The following is a 14,541-nucleotide window of genomic DNA, read 5'->3' on the forward strand; positions in this document are numbered from 1 at the left end:
CGTCAATGGCTAACTGAACCGCCGTATACCGAACGGTATGTACGGTGGTGTGAGAGGTCGGAGGCTAGGCGCCTCCTCCTACTCGATTTTATGCGACTATCGGGGCAGGTTAGTTGCATAAAAAATAATTATTAAGAATGGTGTTTTTGTTCAATATTGAAAAAAATAACCTCGATCTTTCGGGGTTATTTTTTATTTTTGAAATTGGCCAAACTAGTGGTATCAAATCAATTGGAAAGCGTATTTTGGGATTACTTTATCCTTCATTCTTCATTGATTTAAAAAAAGTTGACAAAGTCCACTAATAATACTAAGGTATTAGTGGATAAAGTCCACTAAAAAGGAAGGCTGCAATGAAAATTAATAATAATACCATTGCTGATATACGGCAATTCAATAGATTTTATACGAATATACTTGGTGTATTAGATAAGCATATATTTGATACAGAATATTCTTTAACTGAGGCACGAGTAGTTTTAGAAATCGGTATGATGGAGCAGTGTATAGCAAACAATTTAGTTGATAAACTGGAAATTGATCGCAGCTATATGAGTAGAATAATTAACAAGTTAAGTAAAGATGGACTGGTTATTAAGGAAAATTCGACTTTGGATAACAGAACTAGTCTGATTCGGTTGACTCCTAAAGGGATGACTCTTTTTAACCAGCTTAATGAAAGATCCGATGAACAATTAGTGAGGTTATTCCAAGGATTATCACAAAATGAAATAAAAGAAATCCATGCTTCTATGATGTTCATTCAGAAGAAACTGGATAGTTTGGGGAGAATATAGGATGATACGTTTTGAAAATGATTATACAGAAGGTGCTCATAAGCAAATTCTAAAACGATTAATAGAAACCAATGAAGAACAAACACCCGGATATGGAGTGGATGAACACTGTGAAAAAGCGAGGGCTTACATTAGAAAAGAGTGTGATGCTCCGAATGCAGATATACACTTTTTAGTAGGAGGAACACAAACGAATACCACTATTATCGCTTCCATTTTGCGCCCGCATCAAGGTGCAGTTTCAGCAATTACTGGTCATATAGCAGCACATGAATCTGGCGCAATTGAAGCAACGGGTCATAAAATACTTACTTTACCGAGTGATGATGGGAAAATCCAAGCAGCACAGGTAAAAAATTTATATGATGCTCATTGGAATGATGTCACTCATGAGCATATGGTACAGCCAGGCTTGGTTTACATTTCTAATCCTACAGAAAATGGAACGACTTATAGTAAAGTCGAATTGGAAGCATTAAGTAAAGTTTGCCGGGAATGTCGTTTGCCATTAGTAATGGATGGCGCTAGATTAGGATATGGTTTGGCTTCAATGGATAGCGATTTAACCTTGGCAGATATTGCAAGTCTATGTGATGTATTCTATATTGGCGGAACTAAAGTTGGTGCGATGTTTGGTGAAGCAGTAGTCATCATAAATGATGCCCTGAAAAAGGATTTCCGATATATTATCAAGCAAAAGGGAGGATTATTGGCAAAGGGAAGACTTTTGGGGATCCAGTTTGAAACCTTATTTGAAGATGGATTATACTATGAAATTTCTAATCATGCCGTGGAAATGGCAATGATGATTCGAGATGCATTTGTTGAAAATGGATTTTCATTACGATATGATTCTACATCAAATCAGCAGTTTCCCATTTTGCCGGATGATGTAATTTTGGGATTAGGCAAAAAGTATTCATTTTCCTTCTGGGAAAAAGTCGATGCTACACACAGTGCTATGAGATTTTGTACTAGTTGGTCTACGAAAAAAGAACATGTTGAAATGCTAGTAGAAGATATTAAGGCGACTAAAGGATAAAAAATGGCAACTATAGAGTTATACGCAGAGAATAGTTATATAAAAGAATGTACGGCAAATATTGTTTCAATAAAAGAACAATTTGTTGTGTTTAATCAAACGATTTTTTATCCAGGTGGCGGTGGACAGCCTTGTGACCGAGGGATTATTAAACAAGGTGATAAAACCTATAATATTTTAACAGTAAAAAAAATAGATGGAGAAATTATTCATGAACTTGAACGTCCATTACAGCACATTAATCAAACAGTAGAGATGCAGATTGACTGGTCTTGGCGGTTTCAGAATATGCAGTACCACACATTATTGCATGTCATTTCAGGTTATTTATATCAACATTACAATGCTTTAGCTACAAGTAGTCAAATTGAAAAAGAACATGCGAGATTAGAGCTGTCTTTTTCTCCTGAAATAATACAAGAAATACCATTTGATCAATTAGAACAATCAATAAAGAAGTTACTGGCACAACCCCATAATGTTTACACGAAAATATTAAGTAGAGATGAAGCTGAGCAAAAAGAAGGGACTATTAAGACGGTAATTAATTTACTTCCAGCTTCTCTTAACGAAATTCGAATTGTTCAAATAAATGATATTGATGCGCAAGCATGTGGCGGAACCCACGTCAACAACACAACTGAAATTAAAGACTTTTCCATTATGAAAATTCAAAATAAAGGTCCCATGAAAAAAAGGATTAAAATTCAACTACTGGATTAAGTTCTACTATCCCTTCTTTTTAGCAATGAGGGGATAATCAAGTGGACAGTAGAAAATTTATACGGGAATAGTTCCATAAACGGTAGCATCAATATTGATTATTATTTTCATGTTCCAATTTGCAGCTGCAGTTTGTTATGCAATAAACAGGTGTGATTCTTCATTCTATAAATCTGATTGAAGGTTACTTTATTTTTAGCACAGAATAAGTTTACTAACCGTATTCAACTATCTTTTATATATTTACGACGTTCAATTCATACCATATTCTATCCTTTTCTTCGGAGTATGATTGGCAACAAAAATACCTATTAAAATTATCGTTGCACCAATATATTCTTGCATGACCATTTTTTCACCAAGGAATAGAAAGGCAAAAATTGCAGCGGTAATTGGTTCTAAGGAAAAGATAAAGCCAGTATTTTCAGGTGTTGTGTAGTTTTGCGCTATTGATTGAACGACAAATCCAAAAGCAGAGCAAATGATTGCTAAACTGACAATGGCTGCCCAACTAACAGCACCTATTGGCCATGAAAATGGCTCAAAAAGTAATGATGCAATTAGCCCCAGTATCCCCGTAAACCCAAGCTGAAAAATTCCAAGCTGAAAGGCATCAACAGTTCGTGCAAAATAATTATTTGCTACAATATGGATGGCATATAAGAAGGCAGTTAATAAACAATAAATTATCCCGATTTCAAAAGTGAATGACTCTTTCAATGAAAGCAAAGTGAGTCCTGTGAACGTAATTAGAGCGCCCAACATAACTTTGCGTACTGGCAATTTCCTTTTAATTACAACCATAATCAAAGGAACAAAAATAACAGTTGTCGTAATTAAAAAGCCAGCTGTTGAGGCACTGGTAGTTTGCATTGCAAAGCCAAATGTAGCAAACACACCACATAATATAGTACCTAAAACCGCACTCGCTTGGATCGTTTGCCGATGCACGTGACGTATTTTTTGAAAAAACAATAGAGCCATTACAATGAAAGCAATAATAAATCGAAATGCAACAAGCATGAATGGCTGCACTTCACCTATACTGAACTTCGTAAATATATAAGATGAACCCCATCCCATTGTAACGAAGACTAATAGAATATTAGCTTGTTTTTGTGTCATGTTAATCTCCCTCTCTATATAAGTGATATAATCGTAGCATCCCTTTTGTTATTAGGGAAACGAATGTTTTTAATAAAACTATTAGATTTACTAATATAGAGGTGATTAACATGAATGCATATTTCGCACTTCTTGCGGTACTTGAAACGGGTAGTTTTACAAGTGCAGCAAAACAACTTGGTTATACGCAATCAGCTGTCAGTCAGCTTGTTCATACAGTAGAAGCTGACTTGGAAACGCAGCTTATCATTCGTTCACGGACAGGAGTAACACTGACACCAGATGGAGAGCAATATTTACCGTTTATTAGAAGTATTTGTAATGCAAATAGAGAATTACATGAAAAGAAAAAGGAAATGCAAGGGTTAGAACGAGGGACTATTCGAATTGGAACATTTTCGAGTGTGGCATGTCACTGGTTACCACAATGGATGAAGGAATTTAAAATAAAGTATCCCAATGTCCGATTTGAAATTCATTTAGGTGATTATACGGATATTGAAAATTTAATTAAAGAAGGGGTAGTAGATTTTGGCTTTGTGAATCCAGATGCAGTGACACAACTCGAAATGATTCCTATTAAACAAGATGAAATGCTTGCGTGTTTACCACCAAATCATCATTTGGAAATGCGTGATAAAGTACTATTACAGGAATTATTAGAGGAGCCTTATATCTTATTAGATGAAGGAGCTGTTAGTGAACCTCTTAATGTATTTCATCGACACCAATTCGAACCGAAAATCGAATATCGTGTACAAGATGATTATGCCATTATGTCAATGATTGAGCAGGGACTAGGTCTCTCAATTTTGCCTTCATTAATATTAGAACGTTTACAATATAATATTGTGACAAAATCGATTGAACCACAAGTAATGCGTACTATTAGTATAGCTTATAAAGAGAAAAGTATTTTACCGATTACAAGTCGATATTTCATTGACTTTATTGTAGCGAAAGGAACGGAATCAGTTATTTAAGAAAGATAATTCTAATAAAATGCTATTTCACAGATTGCAAAAGTGTGATTTAAAGATGAGCTATTAAGGAAACTAATAGGAATATTACAAGTAATATATAGTACAGTGCTAGCTAATCAAATACAAAAGTGTGTTTTTTTCCTTTTTTTTAATATTAGAAATAACGAAATTTCGATATTCGGTTTGCTAGTAAATGGGAGCGAGGATGAACTATTCGCTTTGTGAAATTAAATAACTATATTATCCTGCATGACGAAGGAGCGCATTCATGTGAGTACTCAGATCTCCAGCTTCTCTAAAGATGCCCGCCAGTGAAATACTCTCATCATACCGAGGGCTCTGTTTTTTCAAAGCCGGTAATTAATGCTCATAGGAATGCTATAGGGGGCTTGAGTTGAACACCGGAGGTAGCTGCCGCACCTCTTTTGTTAGTTTGTGAAGTATTGTACTTAAACTAACGGGTGCGCTAGCTGAAGATCAGAGCTGTCTTTAAGTCAGCTTTTTCTTATAGAACTATCGGGGCAGGGTATTTTGGAATAGGGGATAAAGCCATTGATAGGGAAGCTGCTGAAGCAGAACTGTCAGCTAGTGCTGAGTGAGGGTACATATAGTAATTGATTATTTTGTTCTTCAACTAACAGGTGCATTAGTTGAGATCCGGAGCTGCAATTTGGTGGCTTTTTTGCTTAATGAACTAAAATTATTCAAATCATAAAATATTTTACTACTTCTAGTATCGTTATTTACCATTGACATTTGTTGCGAAAAATCTTAGTATGAAATCAACTTCACATGAAGTTAACTTCATGTTAAATAAACTTCACTCCAGGTGAATAAATTGGTTAGGAGAGGTATGATTGAAAAATCTATTCATACAGCGTTTTTTAGTCTCAACTGTGATAATTATATTGGGAATCATTCAAATAATTCTCGATACAACACTAAGATTTAATTTTGGTTATATTATAGTATTCCTAGGTGGAATAATTTTGTTGTACTCAACAATTTCTTACATTACATCCCGGAAGAATAAATCACTAGAAAAGGAATTATCGAAGGAGTACGACGAAAGAGATGCTTTAATTGATGGGAAAGTTGCTCGCTTTTCCTTGCATATTCTGATGTGCGAAATTTTTATTCTAATGTTTATAACTAATTTTGTCGTTATCCCAACAAATACTGCATTATTTGTTGTCTTAGTATCATTAATGATTAGTCAAATTGGGTCTAGAAAGTATTACAATCTTGTCCTTTAATTCGGAGGATTTATGAAAAATAGAGTAAAAGAATTGCGAATAGAAAATGGAATAACGCAACAACAATTAGCTGATAAAGTAAGTGTATCTTCTAGAACAATCATCTCATTAGAAAAACAAAAGTATAATCCATCTGTGCTACTTGCGTATAAAATAGCTTCAGTTTTTAATTTATCAATTGAAGAAACTTTTATTTTTGATGGGGATGACAAATAATACATTTCACAAAGATGCACATATTAAACAAACAATGGAGGAACATAAATGCTTATTGTATTATATATTTTTGGGGCTGTTTTAATAGTTTGGGGTATTTATCGTATGAAAACAGATGATGGCTTATTTGGAAAAAACCGAAAAAGTAAAAACATATTCAATTTACTGCTAATGGGAGAAGCTTCAGGATTAGGGCAATTTTTGAGTGGAATTGTGTGTATTATTATAGGGATTATCGCATTTGTTTTGAAGTAGTAAAATATAAGAATTTCAATTTTTCACTGAAATATTGTGAATGAAATCCCTTAAACAAACGGGTGCTTCAATAAGGGAGTTGCTTTGGCAGCTCTTTTTCTTATGGGGCTAACGGGGCAGGTTAGGGAAAGAAGAAAGAAGAATACCTTTTAATTCCAAGGACAGATTATACATACATTGCAAAAATTTAATATGAAATTTATTTTCTAATCACACTGTTAAAGAGGACATAAACACTTATGAAACAAAAAAAAGAAAAGTTACTAGAAATGATTATCGTCTTTATTTCTTTAGCTTTTGGGCTCTTCCAGAACAAAATAATATATCTCATAATTGGTGCAATACTGCTTATCCTTGTAAGACTCTATTTTAGATATAAAAATCAATCGGTAAAGAATGATTAAGTAAAGCACCCGTTAGCTTAAGATCAGGGCTGTCTTTAAGGGAGTTTTTTCTTTATGCAACTATCGGGGCAGTATAGTTGTAGAAGGAACTTAAATTTAAATCTCGAATATCTAATGTAATCGGATAGCTAAAAATTTGATGACAGACAGGAGTTAGATACGATGATAAAAGGTTTCGGAGGAATATTTTGGAGAACTAAGAATCTTGAAGTTATAAAAAAATGGTACAGTGAAGTGTTGAAGATTGAAATAGAAAATTGGAATGGGACTGTGATAAAACCCCAATTAGGAAATGAGACTATCTTTTATTTCTTTACCGAGAATGACAGTTATTTTCCAGCAGAACAACAAGTGATGTTAAATTTCCAAGTACATAATCTAAACGAGACTATTAAGCATCTTGAACATATTGGTGTACCTCTTGCAAAGAAAAAAGAGATTAGTGAATTTGGAAAGTTTATTTGGATTGAAGATCCTGAAGGTCGACTGATCGAGCTTTGGGAGAAATAACGAGTTGTAATTCATTTGCTATTGAACTAACGGGTGCGTTAGCTGAGGATCGGAGCTGTCTTTAAGGCAGCTTTTTTGTATGAAAATATATTCGTGAAAGGCCATACAAAATAAGCCCACCATATTCTAATTTTTTGAAGGACGTAAATGTACCATGTCGTTATATTAACTGGTTATGCAGTTTGTTGTTCAGATGGAGCGATTGAATAGCCTTTCTTTTTTAGGTATTCGATCATTTTTAATTCTTTGTTATTTTGTTTTCTTCAAGGTAATTTGAACCTAGTTCATGATAGGGTTCTCCTGTTTTTAAGATGTTGTAAGCAATCGTTAATAGTAAATGAGCAGAAGCGATTCGTCCCTTCATTTTTCCCTGCCGTTTGGTAATCCTTTTTCGATGTGAAGCAATTCGATTATTTTGCCTTGATGTCGCTAGTACACACTCTACAGCCATCGTTTTCAAAGCTTTGTTACCTTGTGTGGTTTTACTCGTTTTTTTTTACCAGCACTTTCGTAATTTCCGGGACTCACACCAGCCCAAGAGGCAAGATGTTTAGCCGACTTAAATACGGACATATCAACGCCCATCTCTACAATAAAAGTAGCTGCGGCAGCCTTATTCTTATGGTTCTAGAAGGAAATAGTACACATGCGAAAGAATATAATGTAATATATATCCTTTACTTACATTTTTTAAGAGAATCCGAAAAGAAGAGGAGCTAAAAAGGTGTATATAATAATTGCATTTCTAGTTTTTGTGATTGTGTTTATTGTAACTACCCAACTAATTTCAAATAGGTATTGGAAATGTATCTATACTACATTTGGATATGAGAATTATTTTAAGGTGGTTGCCAAACTGAAAAGCGAAGGAATAACATACAAAACTAAAACTCCAATAAATATAGGTTCCGAAAATCTCCAAAATCGTATGGATTCTACTCAATATGATGTTTTTGTTAAAAAAGAAGATGAACAAAAAGCTCAGAAAGCACTGCACAAGAATATTTGATTTATCATGAACTAACAAAGGTGAGATCATTGAGTGTGGGCTGTCAGATATGGCAGCCTTTTTCTTATAGAATTAAAGGGGCAGGTTAGTGAAAGAGGGTATCTACCATATTTGTGGAATTATTATTGAAATATGTAAGGTAAAGGGGCTAATAATGATGACAAAAAATGATTTCCAAGTTTCCCTAAGAACAGGAAATTTAGATGATGCAGAAGCCTTGTTAGAAATTCAAAGGGAAGTTGTTTCAGAAAACGAATTTATGATTTCCGTTTTAGAAGAATTTGAAGAGACAACGGAGCAACAAAGATGTTGGATACAGAAAATTTTAGAAAATGAAAGAGAAACAATAATTGTGGCTGAAATTAAAGGAAAAGTTATTGGTTTGATTGTATTTCGGTCAAAAAATACCAAAAGGCTTGCTCATACTGGTTATTTTACGACTATGATAAAGAAAGATTATCGAGATATGGGTATTGGTAAACTTCTTATTAAAGAACTTTTAAACTGGGCAGAACAAAACCCTTTAATTGAGAAAGTAAGTTTAGGAGTTTTATCAACAAATCAGAGGGCAATAGCCTTATACAAAAGTGTGGGATTTGTAGAGGAAGGACGTAAAATTAAAGAAGTAAAGTTTAGCGAGGACTTATATGTAGATGACATTCTTATGTATAAATTGGTTTAATCCTTCTTGAACTACCATGAAAATAAATTTCTGTAACTTCGAAAAAAGACAATACCAAAGAATCTATTCTTGCGGATGACGTAATAAATCAAAAGGGAAGTTACCTTAATCTCAAGGGTGTATCTCTTATGATGGTTACTTCTCGTTTATTAGGAACTTTACTAGCTCAAGTATTTTTTATTCCAGGGGCAGGATATATTGCGTGGTTTACTAAATTTATTGTCTAATAATTATCTGATTTCTTATAGAACTACAGGTGCGTTAGTTTAATAGGATGCAATAAAGGAAGTCTGTAAAAGGAATTGTCAAAAACAAGCCTTTATTGTCTATCCTTGCAGCATCCTTAATTTTCATGATGTGTACGATGCTGATAGGAGCAATTAATGTGTATTTGTTTAAAGATTATTTCAGCAATGCATCAGCCCTAAGTTTAATAGGATTTGTACAAACTGCCGCAGTTTTCGTTGCTATGCCAATAGCAAAACCATGCGTTGCTAAATTTGGTAAAAAAGAAACGGCGTCAATAGGGATGCTGCTTGCGGAGGGAGTATATGGGCTACTGTACTTCATGCCAAACCTATCTGCGATACAATTCATCATCATTTCAGCGATAGGGATGTTTGGATTCGGATTCTTTAATATTGTGGTGTGGGCATTTGTAACAGATGTAATAGATTATCACGAATATTTAACTGGCCTTCGTGAAGATGGAACTGTGTATTCAATCTATTCATTTGCTCGTAAAGTAGGACAAGCAATTGCAGGAGGAATCGGCGGTTTTGCGATTGCAATGGTTGGATACGATGCAACACGAGAAGCACAAACACAACAAGCGCTTGATGGAATTCATGCACTGGCAACCTTAGTACCCGCAGTCATCTATATAGTTGTTTTCTTAATTTTGGCCTTCCTTTATCCATTAAATAAGAAAAGGACCATTCAACTTGTTGAAGACTTGGCTGAGAGAAGAAATATTAAGGATTAGTGAAAAAACTCCCCTGAAACACAGAAAGGGGAGTTTTTCGTTATTTTTTGGGATAGCTATTTTCATAAGAAAGATTCAGAATAGGAACATCAAGGAAATTTTTGATTGCAAGGGCACATGCCCCCATTACACATGATTTTTTTCCAATTGCCGATAGAGTAAGTTCTCGGTAATGACTAATGGAGGAGGTCAGATTATTCCTGATTTTGTTAATGGAATCAGGATATATACGAAGCAATTCACTGTCTAATACCAGTACGTCCGGATTATACATGTTAATCATATTGTTTAGGCCAATGGATAAGTAGTAAATAAATCGTTCCATAATCTTATATACCGCTTCATCACCTTCATCAATCCAGCGTTGAATATTCTCATATGTCAAATTTGGGATTTGTTTTTCTTCTGATAGAAATTCAAAAATACTCGATTCTGAAGCGTATTTCTCCCAGCAGCCTTTATTACCACAACTACACTGCTTTCCGTCCGGAACAACAATCATATGGCCAATTTCTCCTGCAAATCCATCATGTCCCCGAAAAAACTCATTCTTCATCATCATTCCAAGGCCTATTCCAGAATGAAAGGTTGCGCTTAAAAGGTTATCTGCTTCATGATGCACAAAAATACGCTCAGCAAAAGCACTTAGATTAGCATTGTTTTCAAGATGAACATCAATTTCAAATTCCTTTTCTATGTCGTTTTTTAAATTGATATCTTTCCATTTAAATCGTGGTACAAAGTGAATGAGTTCGTCTTTTCCTACCAGACCATGGATAGCAATGACTATACCAACAATTCCATAGCGACTGTCAGCGTATTTGGCTTTGTACTTTTTGATCGTTTTATTCAGCAGTTTGAGAATCTCCGAGTAGTCTGTAGTATTTATTTCTTTGATAGAGGAGGTGACACTACAGCCGAGAAGATTGCTTAGAGTGAAGGAAATCCGTCCGTAATCAATGTCAATCCCGAGAGCATATCCTGCTTGGCCGTTTAAGGAGAGCATGATAGGCTTCCTACCGACACTGTTATGCTCTAGTTGTGTTTCTACTATTAGATCTTCGTCCAATAAATCTGCAACCTGCGCTGAGATAGTTGCTCTTGTTAAATCCGTAGCTTTGGACAAATCTGCCCTTGAAATCATGCCTTCTTTTATTATTTCTTTAATAATTAACCCACGATTAATTTTTTTGATATATGCTGCATCACCGGTAATCATTAATATCCTCCCATTTTGGCAACAACTTTTAGATATATTTTTATTATAACAGTTTCTCGTATGTCAAATACTATTAGATTATAGTGTATTCAGATAGAGTTAATTGACGGAAAAGTTAAAAAATGATAAATTATTTATATAATTAATTAGTTTAGTAAACGAATTAATTAGATGAGCTTATTAAAAATGAAAGGGCTTACAGTAGAACCGATGCTGGTACCCATATAAACTTTTATCAGGAGGGAAATTTATGAAAGTCTTTTTGGATGATCATTTTTTGTTAAACACGAACACAGCAATCGAATTATACGAAAATGTTGGTGGAAACCTGCCGATTTTTGATTTTCATTGCCACTTATCCCCACAAGAGGTATGGGAAAACAAACCCTATGAAAATATTACACAATTGTGGCTTGGAGGCGACCATTATAAATGGAGAGCCATGCGTATGCACGGAATTGGCGAGCGATATATAACAGGTGATGCAGAGGATTGGGATAAGTTTGCTGCATGGGCGGAAACGATGCCTCACTTAATTGGAAACCCTCTATATCATTGGGCACACATGGAGCTGAAAATGTTTTTTGGTATTGAAAAAATCCTGAGCCCTGAAACTGCGCAAGAAATTTACGATGAGTGCAACGAAAAGCTTTCCAGGCACGAATTCAAACCAAGATCATTTATTGAAAAATCAAACGTTAAATTTATTGGAACGACGGATGATCCTATTTCTGAGCTCGAATTCCATCAGTTACTGAAGCAGGACGAATCCTTTCAAATAACCATTGCTCCGACTTTCCGTCCCGATGGAGCCTTATTTGTCGAGCGTCCTGATTTTAAAAGCTGGCTTCAAAAATTAGAAAAAGTATCAAAAATTAACGTGAATTCAATTGAAAGCCTAATAAATGCCCTTAAACAACGTGTCAATTACTTTCATGAAAACGGTGGTAGGGGTTCGGATCATGATATTCAGAAAATGGTATATGTAGACACCACTTTAGAAGAAGCGGATATCATCTTCAAGAAACGGATGAATGACGAACAGCTATCAACTGAAGAATTGACTGCTTACCGATCATTCTTATTGAAGGAATTGGGGAAAATGTATGCAGAAAAGCAGTGGGTTATGCAGCTGCATATGGGAGCTATGCGTAATAACAACACTAAGATGAAGGAACTAATTGGTACAGATATTGGATTCGATTCTATTGGAGAGACCAATTTAGCAGAAGGATTATCTAGTTTTCTTGATGCGCTAGATCAAGATGGATCCTTACCCAGAACTGTATTATTCAATTTAAATCCAAAAGATAATGCGATTCTTGCGGGAATGATCGGAAATTTCTTTGAAGAAGGGATCCCGGGAAAAGTTCAATTTGGTTCAGGCTGGTGGTTTAATGACCATATTGATGGAATGGGAAAACAAATGAAGGAACTTGCGAATGTCGGACTTCTGAGCCACTTTGTTGGTATGCTGACAGATTCCCGAAGCTTCCTTTCGTATGCTCGCCATGATTATTTCCGTAGGATTCTTTGCAACATCCTAGGCGATTGGACTGAACAAGGATTAATGCCTAATGATAAAGAGCTACGTGAGCAAATGGTCAGGAATATTGGCTATTACAATGCTGAAAAATATTTTGCGAAACGATAAAAAATAATTGTTGTCTTTTTTTACTTGATTATTTAAATGTTAAATACATCCTAATGAACATGTTAACATGTCTCAATCAACGAACGATGTACTTCCTAGTGCAATGAAGATGGCTTGCTATTTCTATATAGACGATTTATTAATCAGTTTGAATAAGATCGAATGCTCATTGGCGAATAAAACAGAAGAATTTTCGGGTGTTGTAAAAATAGCAAGAACTTGTCTCCAAGATGCTGTACCTATTACTCTAGGTCAACAATTTAGCGGGTATCATTCTTTTATCAAGAGACAAATAGAAGAAATGAAGAAACTGCAAAAAAATTGCTTGTCTATTGTAATTGGGGCAACGGCAGTGGGCACAGGTATAGGAGCTGCTCCTGGTTAAACAGAAAAAATATATGAATATTTGCCAGAGGTATCACATTTAGCTGTTATCAAAGTGGATAATTTTTTCGATGGACTGCAAAACGCAGATATTTATTTAAAAATATCTTCTTGCTTAAAAGGATTATCGAGTGGGTTATCGAAAATGGCCAGCGATTTAAGATTACTTTCATCAGGGCCTAGGTCGGGATTTGCTGAAATCAATTTGCCAGCGGTACAGCCGGGTTCTTCCATTATGCCAGGGGAAATCAATCCATGTATACCTGAAATGATGATACAAGTTTGTTTTGATGTATATGGAAATGATCAAGCGATTACATTCGCTGTAGATCGAGGCGAACTGGATTTGAACATCTGGGAACCGATTATTTTGAAAAATATATTTGACTCTTTTTCTATTTTGACAAATTGTATTACGCTGTTTACTGAAAAATGTCTAAACGGTATTAAAGCTAATAAAACGGTTTGTTTGAAGAACGCTGAGAATTCGTTATCTTTGTCCGTCGTTATTTCTTCTATATTCGGGTATCAAGTAGCTAACAATATAGCTTCAGAGGCATACGAGAAAAATCTAACAGTAAAGGAAGTAGCAGTTGAAAAAGGCCTGTTTAATGAAGCGGAAGCGGCTGAGTTACTTAATCCTGAAAACTTAACTGATGCTGTAAAAATGCATCATTTGTTAAACTCAAGAATACTTTAGTTGAATGATAATCATAGCTCCTAACGGAGGACCTAAAATCAAGAGAACAAGAGAGAGGTAGAACAGCCATTAGTTTTTTTTCGAATGAAATAGATAGCTAATCTTCTTCTTGGACTCCACCCGAACTTTTTTGAAAAATAATAGGAAGCGCTACCTGGATAGTATTGTATTAATAACCGCAAACCTTTGAAGTAAAAGGATTTGCGGTTTTTTTGAGTGCTCCTGGTATGGGGTAATCTTTTTAGTGAAAGCTATGGAGAAATTAGGGGATTAAATACGACTTTTTTAAGGGTTGGTAAAAGAATACGAAAGAGACTTAAAAAAGTAGCTATTTATAGAAGAAACTCGTCAAAAATAACTCTTTTACTCAAACTGAGTATTGGCTGTAATTCCCTCACCTCATTTTCAAAACTACGTTCCATTATGACCTGATTCATCCCCAGTTCCTTAGCATATATAATCATTTCCTCCAAGTGTCTCTTTATTTTCATCATGATAAATCTTTTCAATATGAAAATTATGTTATGTGGGTTTCAGGGTTTTCTGTATAAAATATCCTGGATGAAGAAACATAGAAAAATGGAGTTAGAGCGACCT

The 14,541-nt window shown here is 34.9% G+C and carries 15 protein-coding genes and 4 pseudogenes; 15 read left to right on the forward strand and 4 right to left on the reverse strand.

The annotated features are described in order from the left end of the window. Nucleotides 1-353: 353 nt before the first annotated feature. Genes AKG34_RS02225 through AKG34_RS02235 form a run of 3 tightly spaced genes read left to right on the forward strand, consistent with a single transcriptional unit; the run spans nucleotide 354 to nucleotide 2,562 of the window. A complete protein-coding gene (locus AKG34_RS02225; RefSeq protein ID WP_053344584.1) occupies nucleotides 354-797 on the forward strand; it encodes a MarR family winged helix-turn-helix transcriptional regulator in 444 nt (147 codons plus the stop codon). A gap of 1 nt (nucleotide 798) precedes the next feature. Further along, nucleotides 799-1,839 (forward strand): threonine aldolase family protein, encoded by a 1,041-nt coding sequence (locus AKG34_RS02230; RefSeq protein ID WP_053344585.1) that lies wholly within the window; start codon nucleotides 799-801, stop codon nucleotides 1,837-1,839. Nucleotides 1,840-1,842: 3 nt separating this feature from the next. Beyond that, a complete protein-coding gene (locus tag AKG34_RS02235; protein ID WP_053344586.1) occupies nucleotides 1,843-2,562 on the forward strand; it encodes an alanyl-tRNA editing protein in 720 nt (239 codons plus the stop codon). A 252-nt stretch (nucleotides 2,563-2,814) separates the two neighbouring features. Here AKG34_RS02235 and AKG34_RS02240 read toward each other — a convergent pair whose 3' ends face one another. After that, the gene (locus AKG34_RS02240; protein WP_053344587.1) at nucleotides 2,815-3,687 is read right to left on the reverse strand and encodes a DMT family transporter; all 873 of its coding nucleotides are present in this window, start codon (nucleotides 3,685-3,687) and stop codon (nucleotides 2,815-2,817) included. A 110-nt stretch (nucleotides 3,688-3,797) separates the two neighbouring features. Between AKG34_RS02240 and AKG34_RS02245 the strand changes: the two genes are divergently transcribed. From AKG34_RS02245 to AKG34_RS02265, 5 genes are all read left to right on the forward strand, one after another. Next, on the forward strand, nucleotides 3,798-4,670 hold the full coding sequence (locus AKG34_RS02245) for a LysR family transcriptional regulator (RefSeq protein WP_053344588.1): 873 nt from the start codon (nucleotides 3,798-3,800) through the stop codon (nucleotides 4,668-4,670). A gap of 989 nt (nucleotides 4,671-5,659) precedes the next feature. Then, a complete protein-coding gene (locus AKG34_RS02250; RefSeq protein ID WP_152952232.1) occupies nucleotides 5,660-5,926 on the forward strand; it encodes a hypothetical protein in 267 nt (88 codons plus the stop codon). 12 nt (nucleotides 5,927-5,938) lie between these two features. Then, entirely contained in the window at nucleotides 5,939-6,142 is a 204-nt protein-coding gene (locus AKG34_RS02255) for a helix-turn-helix transcriptional regulator (RefSeq protein WP_053344590.1), read from the forward strand. A 48-nt stretch (nucleotides 6,143-6,190) separates the two neighbouring features. Beyond that, nucleotides 6,191-6,397, forward strand: a complete 207-nt coding sequence (locus AKG34_RS02260; RefSeq protein WP_053344591.1) for a hypothetical protein — start codon at nucleotides 6,191-6,193, stop codon at nucleotides 6,395-6,397. A gap of 566 nt (nucleotides 6,398-6,963) precedes the next feature. Next, complete coding sequence (locus AKG34_RS02265) at nucleotides 6,964-7,311, forward strand: VOC family protein (RefSeq protein ID WP_053344592.1); 348 nt, start codon at nucleotides 6,964-6,966, stop codon at nucleotides 7,309-7,311. A gap of 238 nt (nucleotides 7,312-7,549) precedes the next feature. Here the strand turns inward: AKG34_RS02265 and AKG34_RS02270 are convergent, their stop codons facing one another. Both AKG34_RS02270 and AKG34_RS29530 read right to left on the reverse strand, forming a co-directional pair. Then, nucleotides 7,550-7,771: a hypothetical protein gene (locus AKG34_RS02270; protein ID WP_053344593.1), complete on the reverse strand. Its 222-nt coding sequence runs from the start codon at nucleotides 7,769-7,771 to the stop codon at nucleotides 7,550-7,552. After that, nucleotides 7,768-7,908 (reverse strand): annotated as a pseudogene (locus AKG34_RS29530) (transposase); the annotation flags it as partial. The pseudogene AKG34_RS29530 and the gene AKG34_RS02270, both read right to left, overlap by 4 nt. A 127-nt stretch (nucleotides 7,909-8,035) precedes the next feature. On the opposite strand from AKG34_RS29530, the gene AKG34_RS02275 reads away from it, so the two are divergent. The 4 genes and pseudogenes from AKG34_RS02275 to AKG34_RS02285 all read left to right on the forward strand — a co-directional run. Further along, the gene (locus AKG34_RS02275) at nucleotides 8,036-8,320 is read left to right on the forward strand and encodes a hypothetical protein (protein ID WP_053344594.1); all 285 of its coding nucleotides are present in this window, start codon (nucleotides 8,036-8,038) and stop codon (nucleotides 8,318-8,320) included. A 154-nt stretch (nucleotides 8,321-8,474) separates the two neighbouring features. Continuing rightward, entirely contained in the window at nucleotides 8,475-9,002 is a 528-nt protein-coding gene (locus AKG34_RS02280) for a GNAT family N-acetyltransferase (protein ID WP_236694988.1), read from the forward strand. A gap of 56 nt (nucleotides 9,003-9,058) precedes the next feature. Then, nucleotides 9,059-9,229, forward strand: a pseudogene (locus tag AKG34_RS26450) (lipid II flippase family protein); the annotation flags it as partial. A 71-nt stretch (nucleotides 9,230-9,300) separates the two neighbouring features. Next, a pseudogene (locus AKG34_RS02285) lies at nucleotides 9,301-9,987 on the forward strand (MFS transporter); the annotation flags it as partial. Nucleotides 9,988-10,027: 40 nt separating this feature from the next. On the opposite strand, the gene AKG34_RS02290 reads toward AKG34_RS02285, so the two are convergent. Beyond that, on the reverse strand, nucleotides 10,028-11,206 hold the full coding sequence (locus tag AKG34_RS02290) for an ROK family transcriptional regulator (RefSeq protein ID WP_053344595.1): 1,179 nt from the start codon (nucleotides 11,204-11,206) through the stop codon (nucleotides 10,028-10,030). A 250-nt stretch (nucleotides 11,207-11,456) separates the two neighbouring features. Between AKG34_RS02290 and uxaC the strand changes: the two genes are divergently transcribed. The 3 genes and pseudogenes from uxaC (at nucleotide 11,457) to AKG34_RS28565 (ending at nucleotide 13,944) form a co-directional block, all read left to right on the forward strand. Continuing rightward, complete coding sequence (gene uxaC / locus AKG34_RS02295) at nucleotides 11,457-12,860, forward strand: glucuronate isomerase (protein WP_053344596.1); 1,404 nt, start codon at nucleotides 11,457-11,459, stop codon at nucleotides 12,858-12,860. A 43-nt stretch (nucleotides 12,861-12,903) separates the two neighbouring features. Continuing rightward, nucleotides 12,904-13,533 (forward strand): annotated as a pseudogene (locus tag AKG34_RS28560) (lyase family protein); the annotation flags it as partial. Then, nucleotides 13,516-13,944 carry a hypothetical protein gene (locus AKG34_RS28565; protein ID WP_236694989.1) on the forward strand — a complete coding sequence of 143 codons (429 nt, stop codon included), beginning with the start codon at nucleotides 13,516-13,518 and terminating at the stop codon, nucleotides 13,942-13,944. The pseudogene AKG34_RS28560 and the gene AKG34_RS28565, both read left to right, overlap by 18 nt. The last annotated feature ends 597 nt before the right edge of the window (nucleotides 13,945-14,541 follow it).

Origin of the sequence: Peribacillus butanolivorans, from assembly GCF_001273755.1 — a bacterium.
In the GTDB taxonomy this organism is placed as follows: domain Bacteria; phylum Bacillota; class Bacilli; order Bacillales; family DSM-1321; genus Peribacillus; species Peribacillus butanolivorans.

What these genes read in the sequence shown, in the direction of transcription:
- AKG34_RS02225 (WP_053344584.1), top strand. Translation starts at nt 354, where the DNA reads ATGAAAATTAATAATAATACCATTGCTGATATACGGCAATTCAATAGA.
- AKG34_RS02230 (WP_053344585.1), top strand. Translation starts at nt 799, where the DNA reads ATGATACGTTTTGAAAATGATTATACAGAAGGTGCTCATAAGCAAATT.
- AKG34_RS02235 (WP_053344586.1), top strand. Translation starts at nt 1,843, where the DNA reads ATGGCAACTATAGAGTTATACGCAGAGAATAGTTATATAAAAGAATGT.
- AKG34_RS02240 (WP_053344587.1), bottom strand. Translation starts at nt 3,687, where the DNA reads ATGACACAAAAACAAGCTAATATTCTATTAGTCTTCGTTACAATGGGA.
- AKG34_RS02245 (WP_053344588.1), top strand. Translation starts at nt 3,798, where the DNA reads ATGAATGCATATTTCGCACTTCTTGCGGTACTTGAAACGGGTAGTTTT.
- AKG34_RS02255 (WP_053344590.1), top strand. Translation starts at nt 5,939, where the DNA reads ATGAAAAATAGAGTAAAAGAATTGCGAATAGAAAATGGAATAACGCAA.
- AKG34_RS02260 (WP_053344591.1), top strand. Translation starts at nt 6,191, where the DNA reads ATGCTTATTGTATTATATATTTTTGGGGCTGTTTTAATAGTTTGGGGT.
- AKG34_RS02265 (WP_053344592.1), top strand. Translation starts at nt 6,964, where the DNA reads ATGATAAAAGGTTTCGGAGGAATATTTTGGAGAACTAAGAATCTTGAA.
- AKG34_RS02280 (WP_236694988.1), top strand. Translation starts at nt 8,475, where the DNA reads ATGATGACAAAAAATGATTTCCAAGTTTCCCTAAGAACAGGAAATTTA.
- AKG34_RS02290 (WP_053344595.1), bottom strand. Translation starts at nt 11,206, where the DNA reads ATGATTACCGGTGATGCAGCATATATCAAAAAAATTAATCGTGGGTTA.
- uxaC (WP_053344596.1), top strand. Translation starts at nt 11,457, where the DNA reads ATGAAAGTCTTTTTGGATGATCATTTTTTGTTAAACACGAACACAGCA.
- AKG34_RS28565 (WP_236694989.1), top strand. Translation starts at nt 13,516, where the DNA reads ATGATACAAGTTTGTTTTGATGTATATGGAAATGATCAAGCGATTACA.